The sequence below is a fragment of the Engelhardtia mirabilis genome (genome assembly GCF_007748095.1).
In the GTDB taxonomy this organism is placed as follows: Bacteria; Planctomycetota; UBA1135; order UBA1135.
This window is the reverse complement of the sequence record NZ_CP036287.1, coordinates 1,938,967-1,958,819: the sequence shown is the minus strand read 5'-3', so window position 1 is coordinate 1,958,819 and position 19,853 is coordinate 1,938,967. Positions and strand designations below refer to the sequence as shown.

At 71.6% G+C, this 19,853-nt stretch carries 16 protein-coding genes; 10 read left to right on the top strand and 6 right to left on the bottom strand.

What is annotated here, in order from left to right:
- Positions 1-41 precede the first annotated feature (41 nt).
- Together Pla133_RS07090 and Pla133_RS26055 are read left to right on the top strand one after the other, a co-directional pair.
- Positions 42-308: a carboxymuconolactone decarboxylase family protein gene (locus Pla133_RS07090; RefSeq protein WP_145064174.1), complete on the top strand. Its 267-nt coding sequence runs from the start codon at positions 42-44 to the stop codon at positions 306-308.
- A gap of 120 nt (positions 309-428) precedes the next feature.
- Positions 429-596: a carboxymuconolactone decarboxylase family protein gene (locus Pla133_RS26055; protein WP_419192205.1), complete on the top strand. Its 168-nt coding sequence runs from the start codon at positions 429-431 to the stop codon at positions 594-596.
- 3 nt (positions 597-599) lie between these two features.
- Here Pla133_RS26055 and asnB read toward each other — a convergent pair whose 3' ends face one another.
- The 3 genes from asnB to ftcD are packed head-to-tail and all read right to left on the bottom strand — an operon-like array spanning position 600 to position 4,300.
- Positions 600-2,285, bottom strand: a complete 1,686-nt coding sequence (asnB, locus tag Pla133_RS07085) for an asparagine synthase B (protein WP_145064169.1) — start codon at positions 2,283-2,285, stop codon at positions 600-602.
- A gap of 55 nt (positions 2,286-2,340) precedes the next feature.
- Positions 2,341-2,607, bottom strand: a complete 267-nt coding sequence (locus Pla133_RS07080) for a hypothetical protein (RefSeq protein ID WP_145064167.1) — start codon at positions 2,605-2,607, stop codon at positions 2,341-2,343.
- A gap of 13 nt (positions 2,608-2,620) precedes the next feature.
- The gene (gene ftcD, locus Pla133_RS07075) at positions 2,621-4,300 is read right to left on the bottom strand and encodes a glutamate formimidoyltransferase (protein WP_145064163.1); all 1,680 of its coding nucleotides are present in this window, start codon (positions 4,298-4,300) and stop codon (positions 2,621-2,623) included.
- Between the two features lie 65 nt (positions 4,301-4,365).
- Here ftcD and Pla133_RS07070 point away from each other — a divergent pair, with 65 nt between their 5' ends.
- From Pla133_RS07070 to Pla133_RS07055, 4 genes are all read left to right on the top strand, one after another.
- Positions 4,366-5,154: a hypothetical protein gene (locus Pla133_RS07070; RefSeq protein WP_145064161.1), complete on the top strand. Its 789-nt coding sequence runs from the start codon at positions 4,366-4,368 to the stop codon at positions 5,152-5,154.
- A gap of 123 nt (positions 5,155-5,277) precedes the next feature.
- Positions 5,278-7,491 (top strand): S8/S53 family peptidase, encoded by a 2,214-nt coding sequence (locus Pla133_RS07065; RefSeq protein WP_419192204.1) that lies wholly within the window; start codon positions 5,278-5,280, stop codon positions 7,489-7,491.
- 128 nt (positions 7,492-7,619) lie between these two features.
- Positions 7,620-10,004: a DUF255 domain-containing protein gene (locus tag Pla133_RS07060; protein ID WP_145064157.1), complete on the top strand. Its 2,385-nt coding sequence runs from the start codon at positions 7,620-7,622 to the stop codon at positions 10,002-10,004.
- An 8-nt stretch (positions 10,005-10,012) separates the two neighbouring features.
- Positions 10,013-11,344, top strand: a complete 1,332-nt coding sequence (locus Pla133_RS07055) for a dihydroorotase (RefSeq protein ID WP_145064155.1) — start codon at positions 10,013-10,015, stop codon at positions 11,342-11,344.
- A 75-nt stretch (positions 11,345-11,419) separates the two neighbouring features.
- On the opposite strand, the gene lgt is transcribed toward Pla133_RS07055, so the two are convergent.
- Both lgt and Pla133_RS07045 read right to left on the bottom strand, forming a co-directional pair.
- Entirely contained in the window at positions 11,420-12,478 is a 1,059-nt protein-coding gene (lgt, locus tag Pla133_RS07050; RefSeq protein WP_145064152.1) for a prolipoprotein diacylglyceryl transferase, read from the bottom strand.
- A gap of 247 nt (positions 12,479-12,725) precedes the next feature.
- The gene (locus Pla133_RS07045) at positions 12,726-13,247 is read right to left on the bottom strand and encodes an O-acetyl-ADP-ribose deacetylase (RefSeq protein WP_145064150.1); all 522 of its coding nucleotides are present in this window, start codon (positions 13,245-13,247) and stop codon (positions 12,726-12,728) included.
- 72 nt (positions 13,248-13,319) lie between these two features.
- On the opposite strand from Pla133_RS07045, the gene Pla133_RS07040 reads away from it, so the two are divergent.
- The 3 genes from Pla133_RS07040 to Pla133_RS07030 all read left to right on the top strand — a co-directional run bounded on the left by Pla133_RS07040 (position 13,320) and on the right by Pla133_RS07030 (position 17,829).
- Positions 13,320-13,949, top strand: coding sequence for a glutathione S-transferase family protein (locus tag Pla133_RS07040; protein ID WP_145064144.1), 630 nt, complete (start codon positions 13,320-13,322; stop codon positions 13,947-13,949).
- A 1,135-nt stretch (positions 13,950-15,084) separates the two neighbouring features.
- Positions 15,085-16,377, top strand: coding sequence for an MBL fold metallo-hydrolase (locus Pla133_RS07035; protein WP_145064139.1), 1,293 nt, complete (start codon positions 15,085-15,087; stop codon positions 16,375-16,377).
- Between the two features lie 3 nt (positions 16,378-16,380).
- Complete coding sequence (locus Pla133_RS07030; RefSeq protein ID WP_145064134.1) at positions 16,381-17,829, top strand: sulfatase; 1,449 nt, start codon at positions 16,381-16,383, stop codon at positions 17,827-17,829.
- Between the two features lie 12 nt (positions 17,830-17,841).
- Here the strand turns inward: Pla133_RS07030 and Pla133_RS07025 are convergent, their stop codons facing one another.
- Complete coding sequence (locus Pla133_RS07025; protein WP_145064128.1) at positions 17,842-18,810, bottom strand: DMT family transporter; 969 nt, start codon at positions 18,808-18,810, stop codon at positions 17,842-17,844.
- A gap of 162 nt (positions 18,811-18,972) precedes the next feature.
- Between Pla133_RS07025 and Pla133_RS07020 the strand changes: the two genes are divergently transcribed.
- Positions 18,973-19,848, top strand: coding sequence for a hypothetical protein (locus tag Pla133_RS07020; RefSeq protein ID WP_145064125.1), 876 nt, complete (start codon positions 18,973-18,975; stop codon positions 19,846-19,848).
- Positions 19,849-19,853 lie beyond the last annotated feature (5 nt).

Here is a 19,853-nt window from a genome sequence, read left to right as displayed (position 1 = left end):
CGTACGAACGGCCAACCCTCCCCGATAGTCTCGACCGGGCCATGACTGAATCGTCCGAGCCCGCCTGGATCGAGACCGTGCCGGCGGAGGCTTGGACCGGCGAGTTGGCCGAGCTGCGCGGGACCTGCGCCGATCGGGAGACCGGAAAGGTCGATCACGTGCTCCTGGTGCACTCGCTCAACCCGCGCGGGCTGCGCGGGCACCTGGCCGTCTACGGGGCAGCCATGGCGGGCACCCGGGGGCTGCGCAAGGTCGATCGCGAGCTGATCGCACTCTCCGTCAGTCAGCTCAACGGCTGTCACTACTGAATCACCCACCACCGGCGCGGTCTGCGCCGGCTGCTGAAGGACGATGCGCTCCTGGCGCGCATCGAGGCCGATTGGCGCGCGGCGGGCCTCGACGCGCGCCGCCGGGCCCTGCTCGAGTACGTGGAGCAGCTCACCCTGCATCCGGCCAGCCTCGTCCGGGCCGACCTGGACCACCTGCGCGAAGCCGGCTTCAGCGACGCGGACATCCTCGGCATCGTCGAGTGCGCGGCCTACTACGCCTACGCCAACCGCATCGTCGACGGGCTGGGCGTGCAGCTCGAGGAGTGAGACTCAGCCGGCCGCGTCCGATACCGCGTCGTCGTGGACCCCGGCCACCGCGCGGCCGCTGGGGTCGGCGCGCAGCTTGAACGAGGCGTCCCACTCGACCGCGGCCGCTGTGGAACAGGCGATGCTCGGTCCCGACGGCACCGTCGCCGCGGCCGAGGGCAGCTTGAACAGCTCGTCGAAGATCGTGCGGTAGAAGTAGCCCTCCTTCGTGCTCGGGGTCGAGACGGGGAAGCGCTCGGCGACCTCGGCCATGTCGCGGTCCGAGACCACCCGCGCGGCGTGGGCCTTGAGGCTGTCGATCCAGGAGTAGCCCACGCCGTCGGAGAACTGCTCCTTCTGGCGCCACAGCAGCGAATCGGGCAGCCAACCGTCGAAGGCGCGGCGCAAGAGCTCCTTCTCGATCCTGCGCTCGCCCACCATCTTGTGCCGCGCGGGGATGCCCATGGCGTAGTCGAGGAAGCGCCGGTCGAGGAAGGGCACGCGCGCCTCGACGCCGAAGGCGCTCATGGACTTGTTGGCACGCAAGCAGTCGAACTTGTGCAGATCGAAGACCTTGCGCACGGTCTCCTCGTGGAAGGCGCGGGCGTCGGGCGCCTTGTGAAAGTAGAGGTAGCCGCCGAAGATCTCGTCCGCGCCCTCGCCCGAGAGCACCATCTTGACGCCCATGGACTTGATGCGCCGCGCGATCAGGAACATGGGCGTCGAGGCGCGCACCGTGGTCACGTCGAAGCTCTCGATGTGCCAGATCACGTCGCGCAGGGCGTCGAGGCCCTCCTCGACCGTGAAGGTGAAGCCGTGGTGGGCGGTGCCGATGTGCCTCGCGATGCCCTCGGCGGCGGCCAGGTCCGGCGAGCCCTCCAGGCCGATGCAGAAGCTGTGGACCCGCGGCCACCAGGCCGGCTCGGTGTCGCCCGTGTCCACGCGGGTCGCGGCCTGGCGCGCGGCCACGGCGGCGACGACCGAGGAATCGAGCCCGCCCGACAGCAGCACGCCGTAGGGCACGTCCCCCATCAGGTGGCTGTGGACCGCTTCGCACAGGGCCTCTCGCAGGGCCGCCGGATCGGGCCTGGCGTCGCCCGCCGCGGCCTCGACGGCGTCGAAGTCGCGCCACTCGGGCACGTACCAAGGCTGCGGAGCCTCGTCCGCGTCGGTCTGCACGTGGCCGGGCGGGAAGGCCTGGACGTGGGTGCAGACCTCCATCAGGGCCTTCATCTCCGAGGCCACGGCCAGGCCGCCGGTCGCCGTGCGGCCCACGTAGAGCGGGATGATCCCCACGTGGTCGCGCGCGATCATCCAGTGGCCGCTGACCGTGTCCACGACCACGAAGGCGAACATGCCCCGCAGGTCACGGCACAGCTCGCGCCCCTTCGACCGGAACAGGGGCAGGATCACCTCGCAGTCCGAGCCCGTGGCGTAGGGCCAGGGGTTGGCCGCGCGCAGCTCGGTGTGGTTGTAGATCTCGCCGTTGACCGCCAGCAGCAGCCGCCCGTCCTCACCGCGCAGGGGCTGGGCGCCGCCGTGCACGTCGACGATGGACAGGCGCTCGTGGGCCAGGGCGAAGCGCTCGTCGGCGAAGGCGCCCGACCAATCGGGACCGCGGTGGCGCAGGAGGCTGCCCTGGCGCACGGCCACGGCCCGGGCCTCGGCGGCCGGGAGACGGTGCCCGATCAGGGCGAAGATGCCGCACATGGAATGGGTCGGGTGGAGCTGGGGCGCACCGCGCTGGGGGCGCCGCGGGTTGCAATCAGAAGGGCGAGAGGTCGGAGTTCACGGCCAGGTAGCCGAGCCAGCCCAGGAGCGCGCCGAGGGGGATGCCCACCAAGAGCCCGATGCCGACGCCCGGACCGCCGAGCATGAAGTAGGCCGCCACGGCTCCGACGAGGCCGCCGACCAGGCCGCCCCACTTGGCGCAGGCCGCCCAGGCGCGGGCTTCGTCGGCGAGCTCTTGCTTCACCCCGTCCACGACCTCGCGCGCGAGGCCGGGTCGCTCGGGCTGCTCGGGCTGCTTCACCACCGCCGCTCCATCACAGGTTCGCCTCGACCAGGGCCAGGGTCTCGCGCTCCAGCTCCTCGGTGCGCGCGACCAGTTCGGCGCCGCGACGCACGAAGTCCTCGCCCTTGGCGGGGTCCGCGAGGGACGGCACGTTGATCCGCACGTTCAGGTGCGCGCCGCGGGCCGCTGCCCGCGCGCACAGGGCGCCGACGCCGGCGTCGGACGCGGACGCGGGGTTGCCCAGCTCCGCCATGGCCTTGCAGACCTCGAGCGCCTCCACCGCCACCTCGATCGTGCGGAAGGGCACCGCGATCGCGCCCAGGGTGGCCTCTTCCATGGCCTCGGCGCGAATCCGCTCTTCCTCCGCCGTGCCCTTCGGCAGGCGGCCGGCGGCCATGATCGCGTTGAAGGAGTCCGTGTCGCGATCGATCAGCTCGAGCATCTCGTCGTGGCAGCGCTTGCCGCGCTCGGCCCACTCGGAGTAGGTCTCCCAACGCTCCTCGAAGCTGCGCTTGTGGCTGGTCAGGTTGGCGACCATGGTGCCGAGAGCAGCGCCCATGGCTCCCAGGGCCGCGGCGACCGACCCGCCGCCCGGCGCCACCGACTCCGACGCGGTCTCCTCCACGAACTGGCGCAGGGTCAGGTCGACCAGGCGCTTGCCCGCGGGCCGGATGGCGTACTCGATGATGCGCTTGGCCGGATCGAAGGGGCCCAGCTCGTCGAGCCCCATGGACTTGATCGCGATCTTGATCAGCTCGGCGTCCGAGACACCCGTCGAGCGGCGCTGTTTGAGCAGGTAGTGGCGCCCTGCCGCGCGCATGGCCGAGAGGGGAATCAGCCCCACCAGCTCGGAACCGGTCACGCGCACCCCGCGCGAGGCAGCCTCCTCGACCACGGCATCGAAGGCCTCGTGCACCGGCGTCGCCGTGATGTTGGTGAGGTTCATGGAGATCTGGGCGATGCCGTACTCCTCGATGAACCAACCGATGCCCTTGACGTGCTTCAGGCGGCCCGGCGTGCGCACGGCCTTGCCCTGGGCGTCCTTGACGATCTCGCCCCAGGGCTCGTCCCCCTCGCGCTCGTAGTAACCCTGCTCGCGCACGCGGCTGGCGATCTCGTTGGCGCGGCGCACCGAGGTCGTGTTCAGGTTGACGTTGTAGGCCACCAGGAACTCCCGCGCGCCCACGGCCGTGGCGCCGGTCCGCGGCTGGAATGTCTTCGGACCGTAATCGGGGGTGTGGTCGCCGGAGGCCATGCGATCGGGCAGGCCCTCGTACTCCCCGGCGCGGACCGTGGCCAGGTTCCTGCGGTCGGGGCGCTTGGCGGCGTTCTCGTAGCAGTAGATCGACAGTCCGACCTCCTCGCCCAAACGCCGCGCCAGCTCGTGGGCGTAGGGCACCGTCTCCTCCATGGTCAGCCCGGCGACGGGGACCAGGGGGCAGACGTCCATGGCGCCGAAGCGCGGGTGCTCGCCCGAGTGGCCGCGCATGTCGATCAGCTCCGCGGCTGCGCGCCCGGCCTCGACCGCCGCCTCGATCACGGCCTCCGGCTCACCGACGAAGGTGACCACGGTGCGGTTGGTGGCGGCGCCCGGGTCCACGTCGAGCAGCTCGACCCCGTCCACGGCGGCGATCCGAGCCGTGATCCGATCGATCACGGCCATGTCGCGGCCTTCGGAGAAGTTCGGGACGCATTCGACGAGACGCTTCATGGGGAGTCGCTGCTCGGGGGGACTGTGGCGGATGTGGAGGGCGAGCAGGCTACACTCGGCCTCCCGTGAGCGCGAGTGACGACGACGACCCGCCCGACGCGGCGGAGCTGCGAATGGTGCGCGCCGCGCTGGACGGCGACGAGGGCGCGCGCGTGGTCCTGGCCGAGAACCTGCGGGTGGTCCCGCTGGAGGTCGCCCGCCTGACCGGCGGGGACGGCGGGGATCTGCTGGCGAGGGTCCGCGCGGCCCTGGCGGAGGTCGGGCGCAGCCTCCCCAACTTCACCGGCGACCGGCCGCTCGAGACCTGGGCCCTCGAGCTCACGCGCCGCACGGTCGAGCCGGGGCTGCCGGCCGCGGACCCGGAGGCACTGGTCGAGGACCTCGACGTACTCGAGCTGCTCGAACCGGTCCTGCCCCACCACCGCTCGCGGCGGCACGGGTCGGGGTCCCTGGTCGACCGCTTCCGTCGCCTGCGCCACCTGGTGCACGTGGTTCTGTTCGCCGCGTTGATCGCGATCTTCTTCTGGTCCGACCCGCTGTTGGAGGAAGAGACCGGCGGCGGCGAGGATGACGTGAGGGGCGGCAAGGTCCACGCCCTGTATCCGGTCGGCTCCGTCGGTGCCTTCGATCACTTCGAGTGGATCGGCACCGACCTGGACGGCTACACGGCAACCGTGATCGTGCTGGCCGACGACGGTCGACGCCTGACGAGCCCGCAGCTCGAGGGACCGAGTTGGACGCCGCGTCCGGGCCTGCTCGAGAGCTTCGGCGATCGCATCCGCTGGGAGATCGTCGCGCGCATCGACGGACGGGTCGAGCGCGGTTGGGCCTACGCCTGGCGCGACGTGCGCTGAGCCGCGCCGCGGGTGAGACGCCCCGCGGCGGCGGAGTGCGCCCGTGCCCGTCCGGCCGCCACGCTGCGGTCGACTCGCGCTATGGTTGAGCGCCCCCGTCCCCGCCCAACCACCGAGATCTCCATGAGCTGCTCCGCGTTCCTCGCCCTTGCATTGGTCCCCCAGCTCCAGGCTGCCGCCACCCAACAGCGGACCTTCGAGCTTCCCCACCTCGACCGCCAGGTCACCGACGTGCGCACGGTCGGCGCCGACGGCGTCGTCCAGCGCACCGCCATCGACGAGGCCGGCACGCAACACCCCGGAGCGTGGCTCGACGCCCTGCGCGCCGCCGAGCACGAGGCTGCCGCCAGCTCCCGCGGCAACCTGGCTGCGTCCCTCGCGGCACACCTGGACGAGCTCGCGGAAGGCGCGCTGACCGACGTCGCCGTCTGGCTGCGGGACCCGCTCGCGAGCGTGTCCTTCGAACGCCGCCTGCGCGAGGTGACCGCGGGCCTGCCGGCCAGTCAGATCCCCGACGCGATCCAATCCGCGCGGGTCGACAACCTGGGACAGAAGGCCGCCGCCTACGCGCCCCTGACCTCCGCCTTTGCCGCGGACGCCGCCGCTGCCGGCGCCGAGCCCTTCTTCGAGTCCCGCTCGACCCCCGTGGTCTTCCTGCGCGCGGACGCGACGACGATCCGCGCCCTGGCCCTCGATCCGCGGGTCGACGAGGTCTACCGCTCGATGCCCGAGTGGGAGCACGAGGGCAACAACGCCCAGGGCACCCTGCGGACACCCACGGCCAAGTTCCAAGGCCTCACCGCGGTGGCGAGCCCGGTGCGCGTGATGGTCAACGACACGGCGCACGTGGACGGTTCGAACCAGTACCTGCCCGCGGTCGTGCTGCTGAACGGCGGGGGCGCCGGAACCCACGCCACCAGCGTCGCCGGCAACATCGCCAACAACCATCCGACGTACTTCGCCGCGGCGTCCGGCCTCCCGTCGTTGTTGTCGGCCTCCGGCACCGGCGACGTGACCGCGCCGCAACTGTGGGAGCAGGCGATTCCCATGGGGATCGACTTCGGCAACTGCTCCTGGTGGAACTTCCAGAAGGGCGCGATCGAGTTCCTGGACCGTTGGTTCGACGCCACCATCCGCGACATGGGCGTGATGCTGTTCAAGTCCAACGGCAACCAGGGCGGCGGGTCGACTCCCTACGCGACCACGCCCGGCAACGGCTACAACTCGATCTGCACCGGAGCCTACTCCGACAACGACAACGACGACTGGAGCGACGACGCCATGGCCTCGTCGTCGTCCTACTGGAACCCGGTCGAGGGCCACGAGAAGCCCGAGGTCGCCAGCCCCGGGACCTGCGTCGCGACCACGACCACCGGCAGCTCGGGCATCACCTCCTGCTTCGGCGGGACCAGCTCGGCCAGTCCGTTGACCACCGGGGTCGCCACGCTGCTCGCCAGCGGTCAGCCCCAGCTGTTGGCCGAGATGACCACGGTCAAGGCCATGTTGATGGTCTCGGCCTGGCACAACGTCGACGGCGCGGCGCTCTTGTCCGACAAGGACGGAGCCGGCGGCGTCCACGCGGCGGCGGCCTGGGCCGCGGTGCGCGACGGCCAGTGGTGGCACGACGTCGTGGACGCGAGCGACTTCACCGCGGACATGCTCGACGTGCCGATGGAGCTGGAGCAGGGGGACGAGACGCGGGTCATCGCCCTGTGGTTCTCGAACCCCGACAGCGCCCTGTCCACCGACCTGCTCGAGATGGACCTGGACCTGACCGTGGTCGGGCCCGGCGGGATCGTGTTCGCGGCCTCGGCCAGCGCGGTCAACCCCTTCGAGCTGACCAGCTTCGTGCCGCCCTACAGCGGGACCTACACCGTGCGCCTGACCAAGCAGCGCTTCGACGGCCAGACCGAGCCCCTGACCGTGGCCTGGTCCTCGCGCTCGGACACGGCCACGGCGCACTTGGCGGTGACCGACGGTTCGCCGGCCATCGCCCAGGGCGTCGCGACATCGATCGAGGTCGTCGAGCCCTACGACGGTGGCCTGGGTGCCTACGCCGTTTGGGCTTCCGCGGGCCCCGGCGCCACGGGCGGCCTGCCGGGCGGCTTCGCCCTGCCCGCGCCGATCGACGCCCTCGCGGTGGCGCTGCTGCAGACCCCGGGTTGGGTAGGCACACTCAACGGAGCGGGGGCTTCCTCGCCGATCCCTGTGGCCGTGCCCATCGACGCGGCCCTCTCAGGGGTGACCCTGGAGTTCGGCGCGCTGGTCTTCGACGGCTTCGCGCCGGACCTGAACCAGGTCCTGGCGGTCAGCACGCCCCTCTCGGCGACCCTCTGACCGGAGTCCGAGCAGCGCGGCTCCGGCCCGGGATCCCCCCGGGCCGGGGCCGCCGCCCGTTCGGGCGGGGATCAGAGTCATCGCGGGTCGCCGCCGGGCAGGCCCCCGTCCCCTGTAGGCTCTGGCCCATGGGACGACCTGGCCAGCACGCGACGCTCCTCGCCCGACTCGCCACCGGGATCGGCCTGGTGCTCGCGCCCGTCGCCTGCGGGGCCGCCGCGACCCAGGAGACGACGGCGGGTGAGGCGACCGCTCCCCAGACCGACCAGGGCCCCCGGCACACCAACGCCCTGGCCGGGGAGTCGAGCCCCTACCTGCTGCAGCACGCCCACAACCCGGTGGATTGGCACCCCTGGGGCGCGGCGGCGATCGAGCTGGCGCGCGCGCAGGACAAGCCGATCTTCCTCTCGATCGGCTACTCGACCTGCTACTGGTGCCACGTGATGGAGCGCGAGACCTTCGAGGACGAGGAGCTCGCCGCGCTGATCAACGAATACTTCGTACCGATCAAGGTCGACCGCGAGGAGTTGCCCACGGTCGACGACGTCTACATGACCGCGGTGCAACTGCGCACCGGCAGCGGCGGCTGGCCCCTGAGCCTGTTCCTGGATCCCGAGAGCCTGGACGTGTTCTTCGGGGGCACCTACTTCCCGCCGCGCGGGAGCGAGGCGCAGCCCGGGATGGAAACGATCGTGACCGTGCTCGGCAAACGCTGGGCGGAGGGCGAGGCCGCGCGCGTGCCGCTGCTCGAGGACGCGCGGCGGCTGGGGAACGCGGTGCGCGAGGTGCTGTCGAAGCCGCGGCCTCCGGCGCCCCTCGACGGGTCCATCGTCGACCTGGCGGTGAATCGCGTTTTGGCCCGCTACGACTCGATCAACGGCGGCTTCGGCACGGCGCCCAAGTTCCCGTCCGAGCCGGAACTCGAGCTGCTGGCGGAGGTCGCGGGGGAACGCGAGGACGCCGCGCGCGCCCTGGAGCGGACGCTCGAAGCCATGGCCATGGGTGGCATCCACGACCAGCTCGGCGGCGGCTTCCACCGCTACTCGACCGACGCGACGTGGACCGTGCCGCACTTCGAGAAGATGCTCTACACCCAAGGGCAGCTCGCGCCGCTCTATGCCACCGGGGCCGAGTCGTTCGAGCGGCCGTGGTTCGCGGGGGTCGCGCAGGGCGTGCTGACCTACGTCGCCGTCGAACTGACCGGCGAGAACGGTCGCTACCTCTCGGCCCAGGACGCCGAGGTCAACGCACGGGAGGGGCAGAGCTTCCTGTGGTCCCAGGAGCAGATGCGCGCGGCCCTCGACGGTTTCGACCCGCAGGTCGTGGTCGCGGTGATCTCCGACCTCGGCCTGACCGAAGGCGGCAACTTCGTGGACCCCCACCACCCCGCAGAGCGGGGTCTGTCGGTGCTGCGCCTCGCCGTACCGCCCGACGCGGGCGAGACACCGCTGTGGAAGGACGCGGGCTTCGCCGCGGCCATGGGACGCTTGCTGGCGGTGCGTCGGCTCCGCGACCAACCGGCCACCGACGACAAGACCCTCGCCGGCTGGAGCGGACTGATGGCCGCCGGCGCGGCCTCGGCCGGCGCGAGCCTTCGAGACAGCGACGCGATCGCGAGCGCCGCGCAGGCCCTGAAGCTGGTCGACACGAGCCTGCGCGACGGGGACGGCCGCCTGCATCGAAGCTGGCGCGCGGGGCGACTGGGTCCCCTGGCGGTGTCCGAGGACCACGCCTTCCTGCTGCGCGGCTTACTGGCTCTGCACTCGGCTACGGGCGACGAGGCCTGGCTCGAGCGCGCGGTGGAGGTTTACGACGAGGCCCGCACGCTCTACTGGGACGAGATTGGCGGCGGCTGGTTCGATTCAGCTCCGGGCGGCCACGACCTCTTGCCGATCCGCGCCAAGACCGTCGGCGACGGGGCGACGCCAGCCGCCAACTCGGAGCTGCTCTTGGCCGCAGTCGAGCTCGCCCGGCGCACCGAGCAGGAGCGCTTCCTCGAGGACGCCACCGCGGCGATCCGCTTCCTCTCCACGACCTTGGCGTCGAATCCCCCGTCCATGCCCCGCGCGGTGATCGCCATCCGGCGCCTGTTGCAGTTCGCACCCGAGCGCATGCCGGCCCCGCCGTCCCTACCCGCCGCGCGGGACAGCCAAGTGGCCTTCTACCTCGAGCGGACGGCCGCGGACCACTCGCAGCTGACCCTGACGCTCGAGATCACCGAGGGCTTCCACATCAACGCGCCCGACCCCGGGGCCATCGGCCTCGCGGGGCTCGAGCTCGAGCTGAGTGGCGCGCCGGACGTCGAGCTCGAGGCCACGCTCCCCGACGGCGAGCCCTTCACCGGCCCCCTCGACGACGTCATCCTGCTGGTGCTCGAAGGCCGCATCGAGATCCCCCTGGCCCTGCGCGGCGACCTCGGCGACCCCGAACAAGTGCGCCTCTCCGTCTCCTACCAAGTCTGCGACGACCGCCAGTGCTACCCGCCGCGGCGGGTCGACCTGCGCCTGCCCTGAATCCCTCGATGAACGATCTCTTCGTGTTCGGCGGCCGCGTGGTCGGCCCCGCCGGTCCGGCCCGCGCCGACGTGTTGATCCGGGACGGGCGCATCAGCGCCGTGGGCACCGAGCTCGAGGTTCCCGAGGGGATCGAGCGCTTCGACGCCTCCGGCAAGCTGGTCCTACCGGGCTCGATCGACCCCCAGGTCCACTTCCGCGAGCCGGGCCTCGAAAAGAAGGAGGACCTGGCCTCGGGCGGCCACGCCGCGCTCGCGGGCGGCGTGACCTCCTTCATGGAGATGCCGAACACCAAGCCCGCGACGGTGAATGCGGCGGCCATCGAAGACAAGCTCGAACGCGCGGCCGGCCGCGTGCACTGCGACCACGCCTTCTTCGTGGGCGCCACCGCCGACAACGCCGACGAGCTGGGGACACTCGAGCAGTTGCCCGGCTGCGCGGGGATCAAGCTGTTCATGGGCTCGTCCACGGGCGGCCTCTTGGTGCGCGACGACGCGACCATCGAACGCGTCCTGCGCAGCGGGACCCGGCGCGTCACCTTCCACTCCGAAGACGAGGACACCCTCGAGGCCAACTATCGCGCCCTGGGTCGCGACGAGCCCGTGACGCGCCACCCGGAGGTGCGCAGCGTCGAGGCGGCGGTGCGCTCGACCACGCGCCTGCTCGACCTGGCCGAGCGCACGGGGCGCCCGGTCCACGTGCTGCACGTCTCGACCGCCGACGAGGTCGACCTGATCTGCGAGCGCGACCTGGGCGAGCTGGTGACCTTCGAGCTGACGCCGAACCATCTGTTCCTGGCCGCGCCGGACTGCTACGAGCAGCACGGGTCCTGGGCCCAGATGAACCCGCCCGTGCGCGACGCGCGCCACCGCGATCGCCTGCGCGCGGCCCTCGCGGACGGTCTCGCGGCCTGCATCGGCTCCGACCACGCGCCCCACACCGCCGAGGAGAAGGCGCGGCCCTACCCCCAGTCGCCGTCCGGCATCCCCGGGGTGCAGACCACTCTGCCGTTACTCCTGACGGCGGTGCGCGATGGTTGGCTCGACTGGGCCGGGCTCTTGCGCGGCGTCAACGAGGGCCCGCGGCGGGTCTACGGCATCGAGGGCAAGGGCCTGGTGGAAGTCGGCGTGGACGGCGACCTGGCCATCGTCGATCCGTCGATCACCGGCCCCCTTCAGGCAGATTGGCTGCGCAGTCGCTCGCCCTGCAACCCGTTCATCGGCGTCGAACTGGCCGGACTGCCGGTGGCGACCGTGGTGCGAGGGCGACTCGCGTGCGTCGCCGGCGAACTCGTCGGTGAGGCCCAGGGCCAGCCGTTGACCTTCGCGAGCGTTCGCTGAGCGCGCTCGGGCTCGGCTCGACTTGGTGGCAACGCCAGTCCCCGCCCAAGCGCGGGGCGGCGGCAGCTGCCGCCCTCAGGTGGCCGCTTCGACGTCGATGCCCGCGGGCGAATCGGGACCCGCGTTCGCGCGCGTGCGCAGCCCGCGCCAGATGAAGTAGGCCCCAGTGAGCACCATCGCGCTCGACAGGGTCTGACCCATGGTCATCCCGAACAAGACCGTGCCGACCGGATCGTCACTGGACGTGAACTGCGAGTCGGGCTGGCGCACGTACTCGAGCAGGAAGCGCGCGACGCCGTAGCCCGCGAGGAAGATCCCGCCGTAGCCACCGGGACCGAGGGGGCGCCGACGGAGCAACAGGTAGGCGAGTAGTAGCACCAAACCGAGCAAGAGCCCCTCGCTGAGGCCCTCGTAGAGCTGGGACGGATGGCGGAAGGGCACGGCCTCGGCCGCGCGCTCCCAGTCGAGTCGAGGCCGGATCGCGTCCCACGGGATCGGCGTGCCGTCGGAGTAGGCAGGCGCCAGGCGGTCGGCGACCGATTCCCAGGGGCGGTGGCCCACGGCGACCTGGAGCGCGAGCTCCTTGGAGCGGGTGTCCTCGATGCCCGCGAGGCCCAGCTCGGTCAGCGCGACGGCATCTGTCGGAAAGCGCATCGCGCCGAAAGTCGTGGCCTCGGTAACGCGGCCGTAGAGCTCGCCGTTGATGAAGTTGGCGAAGCGCACGGCCAGGATGCCCGGCGTCACGCACAGGGCGCAGGCATCGCCCAGCCGCAGCCACGGCACCGAGTTCTTGCGCGACCACCAGGTGAAGGCCACGAAAACGCCGATCAGCCCGCCGTGGAAGGACATGCCCCCACGCCACAGCTCGAAGATCCGAATCGGATCCACCAGGCCCTGGTCGTAGAAGAGCGCGTAGCCCATCCGACCGCCGATGATGACCCCGATCAGCAGGGCGACCATCAGGTCCCCCACCCGCTGGGGGTCGACCGGCAGGAAGCGCGCCCGCGCGAGTCGCGTCACGATCCACTGGGCGATGACGAAGCCGACGATATACATCAGCCCGTACCAACGGACGTCTACGGGGCCGGGCAGGTCGAACAGGACCGGGTCCCAAGTGGGGAAGTCGAAGGTCATGGGCTTTGCGGTTCGGCGGCGTCGCGGGGCGGGAGTCTAGCCCGCTTCCATCGCCAGGATTCGCGGCGAGTGTCGAGGGCCGGGAATTCGACCCCGCGGGCCGGTGGTCTGCTCGCGAGGCGCCGCTGCGGCACTGGCGGAGAACCTAGCAACCATGGCTTCCGTGCCGACCACGGCGGAGAGCGCAGCGCCGCCCGCGCGGCAACTCGCCCGCGGGCGCGGTGGGGACCGTCCCGCGGCCCGCTCCTCAGCCTCGAGATCGGGCCAGGGCCTCGCGACCGAACTCGGCGTCCGCCTCGCTGAAGAAGCACAAGAGCACCCGCGCCGGTCGGTCCGAGCGGGCCAGGAATGCGACGCACTGGGCCACCGCGATCTCGGCCGCGGCCCGCTTGGGGAAGCCGTAGACGCCGGTCGAGATGGCGGGGAAGGCGATCGTCTCCAGGTCGTGGTCCCGCGCCAGCTCCAGGGCCGTGCGATAGCAGCCGGCGAGGAGCTCCGCCTCGCCGTCGTCGCCGCCCTCCCAGATCGGCCCGACGGCGTGGATCACGTAGCGGGCCGCAAGGTCGTGGCCAGCGGTGATCTTGGCGCTCCCGGCGGCGCAGCCCCCCAGGGCGCGGCACTCCTCGAGCAGCCCCGGCCCGGCCGCCCGGTGGATGGCCCCGTCCACCCCACCGCCGCCGAGCAGTGATTCGTTCGCCGCGTTGACGATTCCGTCGACTGCGAGGGTCGTGATGTCTCCGACGACGACTTTGATCCGTTGTTCGGCCATGGGACTTAGTCTGATTCGCGGCGCCCGCGGGCGTCCAGACGCGATCGCTCCCCACCGAACCCCGAACCGACCATGACCCCCAAGCTGCGCCTACACCAGATCGCCTTCTCTCCCAACTCGATCAAGATCCGTCTGGCGCTGGGGCTCAAGGGTCTCGAGCACGAGCTGGTGGCGGTCGACCCCATGGACCGTTCCGGCGTCCTGGCCCTGACCGGCCAGCCCCTGACGCCGACCATCGAGCACGGGGACGTGCGCCTGTTCGGCTCGGGCGCGATCCTGCGCTACATCGACGCGAACTTCCCGGAACAAGGCCCGCGCCTTTTCTCTCCCGATCGCGACGGGATGCGCGCAATCGAGGAGTGGGAGCGGCGCTCCGGCGAAATGGTCAGCGCGGTCGGAGCACTGCTGGGCCTGTTCCTGGCGGGAACCTCCGATGCCGAGACCAGCGCAGCCGCCAGCAAGGCCACCCACGAGCGCACGGCGGACCTGGAAGCGCGCCTGGCTGAGTCGCCCTGGTTGGTTGGTGACGCGGTCACGGCCGCGGACCTGACCTGCGCGCCGGTTCTCTACTACGCCGCCGTCCCCGAGGCCGCCGCTGCGGGCAGCCCCCTGCACGCCTACTTCCGCGAGCACCTGCGCCTGGGCGAGGGTCGCGAGAACACGCGGGCCTGGATCGATCGCTGCATGGCCTTCGACCGCTGAGCCAGGTCTCGCGGACGGCGCCGGGGGATGACGTGCGGCCGGTGGGGATTCGCGGCCGGCGCGTGGTCGCGGCCATCGAAGAACGGCCGGAGTCGACAAGCCGTCGTTGAGAAGGAAGGAGCCGGTCCTGCCAGACCGGCTCCTTCGGGCTGAGGGTGGCGTGGCCGCTCCCGCCGGTCCGAGCCCCCCAGCTCGACCGCCGATCAGTGCGGAACCACGCAGCGCCCCGTCATCCCTAACGTGTTGGTCTGCCCACTCGTGGCCAACCTGTGTCTCGCGGTGGCGTCCGTTGTCCACGCGCGAGTGTTCCCCGATGTCGTCTTCCTCGATGGCGAAGACCCGTGTTGTTCGTCGTCGTGCCGGCGGTACCGGCTGGGCGGTACCGGCTGGACCGTTCCGGCCTGGGCCGAGCAAGCCCAGCTCGGTGACCCGTCGCGCCGCGTCGGCCTCCAGGTGTCTCTACCGCGAGGGTAGGAACGAGAGGCCGAGGCGCGAGAGGACGGGGCGCGAGAGGTCCGGGCCGGGTCTGCTTGTCTGCGGGTGGACAGGTCCGTGGACCTGTCCCCAGGGTCGCCCCCTCGCGGGGGCAGGGATCAGCCGATCACCAGTTCGATGACCTGCCGCACGATCCAGAGTCCGAATTCCAAAACGTTGACCGCCATTTTCCACTCTCCTGCGGAGTGAGCTCGCCGGCTGCTCCGGTGAACTCGTGACCCTGGCACTACGCCGCCGGGGTCCGCTCCATTGGGTCGATCCGTGAATTGTCGTGGGCTGCTGCCCGGGACACCTCCTTGTTGGGGATCTGAGGCTCTGTCTTGCAGCCTTCGACGCCCAGACCTGGAAGGTCTTCCCGCCGCGTTGATCGCGGCTCCTGACAGGTAGATGCCGCGGAGGGCCGAAATCACTCGCGCGATCACTGAAAACTGGCGCTCGGTGAGAGCCGTGTCCGTCCTGGCGGCGTCGGGGGCACACCGGGAGCGATCCCATAGTCGAGCCCACGCCCGCCCTGCACCGCGCTCCCGCGAAGCGCCGACGCCGAGCCCGCCGACCCGGCTTCCACCCTGTCCCGGGGCCGGCTATCCTGCTCCCCAATCCGGACTCGGAGATCGCCTTTCGCCCCCCACCTCCACGCCCTATGGACCTCGGATTCGAGACGATCGGCAACGCGACCGTGATCGCCTACGACGGCGGTCCGGTGCTCGCCACGGACCCCTGGCTCGACGGGCCGGCCTACTTCGGCTCCTGGACCCTGAGCCACGAGATCCCGGAGGCCCAGCGAGCAGCGATCGACCAGTGCCGCTACCTGTGGATCAGCCACGGCCATCCGGACCACCTGTGCCACGCGACCCTGGCGCGGATGAAGGGCAAGCAGGTCCTCTTGGCCGACCATGTCGGCGGTCGCATCGCCCGCGAGCTGGCGGCGGAGGGCTTCGACGTGCGCGTGCTGCCCGACGGGGAGTGGACCGAGCTGTCGCCGCGCCTGCGGGTGCTCGCCATGGCCGACTACTACCAGGACGCATCCCTGCTGATGGACCTGGGAGGGCGGCTGGTGGCGGACACCAACGACGCGGGGGATCGCGGGGGCGGCGACCTCCTGCGGCGCGCGGCGCGGAGCTTCGACCGCAGCTACCTGCTGGCCCTGACCGGCCACGGGGATGCGGACCTGATCAACTTCTTCGACGAGCATGGCGCGCGCGTGGTGCCGCCGGCGGCGTCGAAGGAGCCCCTGGGCCCCGGCATCAACGGGCTCCTCGACCACTTCGGGCTGAAGAGCTTCGTCCCCTTCAGCTCCATGCACCGCTACCAGCGCACCGACTCGGCCTGGGCCAACGAGTACCTGACCGGGCTCGACGAACACGCCCGCGGCTTCGACGCCACGCGCGGTGAGCTGCTGCCGCCCTTCGCCCACGTGGACTTCACCCGAGACGAGGTCTACGGGCTCGACCCCCGACCGGCCTCCGAGGACCTGTTTCCCCCGGAGGACTTCGGCGACGACTGGTCCGAGCCGCTCGAGGCCGCCGACGTGGAGCGCCTGCGCGCCTACCTGGGCCGGGTCGAGCACTGGCGCGGGTTCCTGGGCTGGATCGACTTCAAGGTCGGTGGCCGCGTGCACCGGGTCGAGATCTCACCCGACCACGCCGAGCGCGGGCTCACCCTCGAGGTCCCGCGGCACTCCCTGATGACCGCCGTCGAGTGGCGCATCTTCGACGACGTGCTGATCTCGAACTTCGCCCGCTGCACCCTGCACGGCGCCTGGCATGGGCGCGGCACCGGGGCCATGTACCCGGACTTCAATCCCTTCCTGACCAAGTTCGGCGACAACGGTGGGGCCTGGTCGGCGGCCGAGCTGCGGCGCTACTTCCGCACCTACCTCGACCGCGGATTCACGCGCCTCGAGGGCGACGCGGCGGCCCAGCGCTATGTTTGAGGCGTGAGTTCCGCCGCCAACCGCTTCGCGCTGCTGCTGGTCACCGGCCTCGCCGCCGGTTGTGGCGCGCCCGAGGGCGTGTGGCCCGGCGGCGACGTGGTGCTGGTGTCGATCGACACCCTGCGCGCCGACGCCCTGTCCTGCTACGGCAACCCGCGCGGGACGAGCCCCGGACTGGACCGCTTGGCCGCCGGCGGCCTGCGCTTCGAACACGTCCTGTCCCAGGCCCCCAACACGGCCACCAGCCACGCGACCCTGTTCACCGGCCTCGAGCCCTGGACCCACCGCGTGGCCAACATCTCCAGCCTCGAGCACGGCACGCCCGGCCTGCACCCGGACTTCGTGACCCTGGCCGAGCACTTCGCCGACGCCGGCTACCACACGGCGGCCTTGACCGACGGGGGTCCGTTGGGCGCGAGCTGGGACCTCTTGCAGGGCTTCCAGACGGTGCACGCGCAGTTCGAGGACGTCGCCGAGCGCGTGGACGAGGCGCTCGAGCTGCTGGACGAGGACGACGATCGGCCGCTGTTCCTGTTCGTGCACACCTACGAGGTGCACGAGCCCTACCTCCCGCCCGCGCCCTACCTGGAGCGCTTCGCCGGCGACTACGAGGGACCACTCCTCGAGGCCCTCGACGAGGTTCGCGCCGAGCAGGCCCAGGCGGGCGCGCGGCCCAACGGCCGCCGCATGCTGCTGGGGCGCGAGAGCTTCACGGCGGACGACGTGGCCTTCCTTCATTCGCTCTACGAGGCCGAGGTGGCCTACGCCGACGCGGAGTTGGCGCGCCTGTGGCCCGCGCTGATCGAGCGCGACGCGCTGATCGCGGTCACGTCCGACCACGGCGAGGAGTTCGGAGAGCACGGCGAGTTCGGCCACAAGCAGCTCCACGTCGAGACCTTGCGCGTGCCGCTGATCCTGCGTCTGCCCGGGGGCGCCGAGGCGGGTCGCGTGGTCACGATGCCGATCAGCTTGATCGACCTGCACCCGACCCTGCTGCGCGCGGCTGGGCTCGAACCGGCCAAGTGGACTGGAGGCATCGACCTCTTGGCCCTGGGTCGCGGCGAAGTCGACGGCGGCAGGCCCTCGTTCGCCTCGACCAACGAACACATCCACCCCTCCACGGCCTCGGTTCCCTGGCAGCGCTCCCTGCGGACATCCGACCTCACCTTCATCGAGTCGATCGAGGACGGTGGGACCGGTCGACACATGGTCACCAGCTACGAAGCGTCGGACGTCTCCGAGCAGGCGCCGATCTTCGAGCGGGAGTTGCGGACCACGGATCGAGTGAGTTTGAGGGTCTCGGGTCCTGCCCAACTGCTCGGTGAGCACTTCTGGGAGCTCGAGGGGATTCGCCAGCAGATCCTGCGCGACGGCAACGGGGTGGTGACCCTACGGGCCAGCGATTCGAAGACGGTCGAGGAGCTGCGCGCCCTCGGCTACGTCGAACGCTGAGGCGGCGGGCGCTCAGCGCAGGCGCGGCGCCAACTCCGCCACCAAGTTGCCGGCCAAGAGCGCCGCTCCGCCCCCCAGCAGCCACGGACCGGGCACGCCCCCCTCGAGGGCCAGCACCCAAATGGCGGCCCAAACCGGCTCGAGGGCGTAGAGCACCGCGGCCCGAACCGGGTCCACATGGCGTTGGTACAGGTTGATCAGCGTCAGGGCGATCGTCGTCGCCAGCAGCGCGCAGCACAGCAGCGGCCACAGGAAGGCGCGCAGCATGAGCAGTTCGCCCAAGGCCGCGACGGTTCCCGGCTCGGAGCCGATCAGCGTCACCCCGAACCACGCCGCTCCACCCACGGCGACCGTCGCGAAGCCGACGCGGGTGAAGACCAGCGGCTCGTGGACCTTGGTGAAGCGATCGGTGGCCAAGATGCTGCCCGCGAAGAGCACCGCCGAGGCCACGGTCAACCACTCCGACAGGGCGAAGCTGACCTGGGGCGGCCCATCGATGAAGCCCGCGCCGAGGGTCGCGAGGATCACCCCCAGGAGGGTCGTGCCGCGCGGGACGCGGCGGGCCAGGAGCGCCGCGAGCAGTGCGGTGAAGACCACGTAGAGGCTGGTCAGGAAGGCCGTGACCGATGCGTCGAGTTCGGCCAGGGCCGTCATCTGCAGCAGGAACCCAGCCAGGAGCAGGCCGCCGACCGCGGCTCCCGTGATCCCGGCGCCGCGATCCGCCGGCGGCCAGAGCCAACCCAGGCGCGGCAGGCGGCCGGCAGCCCAGAGCCCGACCCAGGCGATCGCGAAACGCAGGGCCACGAAGCCGGCCGCGGCGGGGTCCCGCAGGGCGCCCGGCCGCAGCCCGGCCGCCTCGGCGGTGGCCTCGGCCGCCAGCATCGCGTCGCGCCCCCAAAGGAAGGTCAGGCCCCAGACGGCGGTGATGCCCAGCAGCACGGCACTGGCGCGCAGGGGTGAAGGCGAGGTGGCCGTGGGCATCGAGAATGGTCGTCAGTGCGGACCGCAGAGGGTCGTGCCACACGTGACAGGATTGTGCGTTCCCACTGGTGCGGAACGTGCTTACGCTCCGATGGAACCCGAGACCGGGGTGGTTCGAGCCCGCTCGACGCCCGGACCCCCCTTGCCCCCAGCCTCGCCGCCATGCTCCTAGCGCCGGAATTCCTCACCGCCGCCGTCCTCGTCGCCGCGGGCCCCATCAGCGCGGGGCCCACGAGCGCCGCCGCCGGGGCTCTGGACGCGGGGCTCTCGGCGATCCAGCCCCACGGGGCCGCCCCGGCCGCCGCTCCGGCCGAGATGGGCCTCGCGCGCTTGCGCCGGGTGCGGCTGACGGTCACCGGCGACCCCGGACGTCGGGTGCTCCTGGGTCTCGCGCCAGCGGAGCAGTCGACGGTCCTGGCAGAGATCCCGGGCCTGGTCCTGGGCCCCCAGGGTCTGGCGTGGATCGCGGATGGCTCGGTCGACCCCGCGGCCTCGATCGGGCTCGACGGGACCTACGAGACCGAGTTGGTGGTGCCCGACGGCCTGCCCCTCGGCACCCACATGGTGGCCCAGGCGATCACCATCGATCCGCTCACCGGCGCCCACGACGTGTCGCCGGCCCTGGACCTGCGGGTCGAGGACGTGATCGAGTTCCAATTCGACGGCTCCGCCGCCGGTTGGCGGGCCGTGACCGGCGAGGCCGCGGTCGGTCCGGACGGCCTCACCATCGCCGGGCCGGCCCTGTTGGTCCGCCCGCTCCAGGGGCTCGAGGCCGGCGCTGCCTACCGCGTCGAGATGACCGTCGGGCTCGGCTTCGAATCGGACGCGGCACCCACCTTGCGAGTCGGCGCCGGGCCGGTCTCGCCCACGGAGCCCGCCTCCGACGGCGTCCCGATCGAGTGGGAATCGGTGACCAGCGGCACCGCGGCTGCCCCGGCCGGGTCCAAGGCGGACCACCGCGGACGTCTGTGGATCCAGCTCGAATCCGGGGCGGGAACGCTCGTGCTGCAACACGCGATGGTTCGCATTCGGCGCTGAGCGCG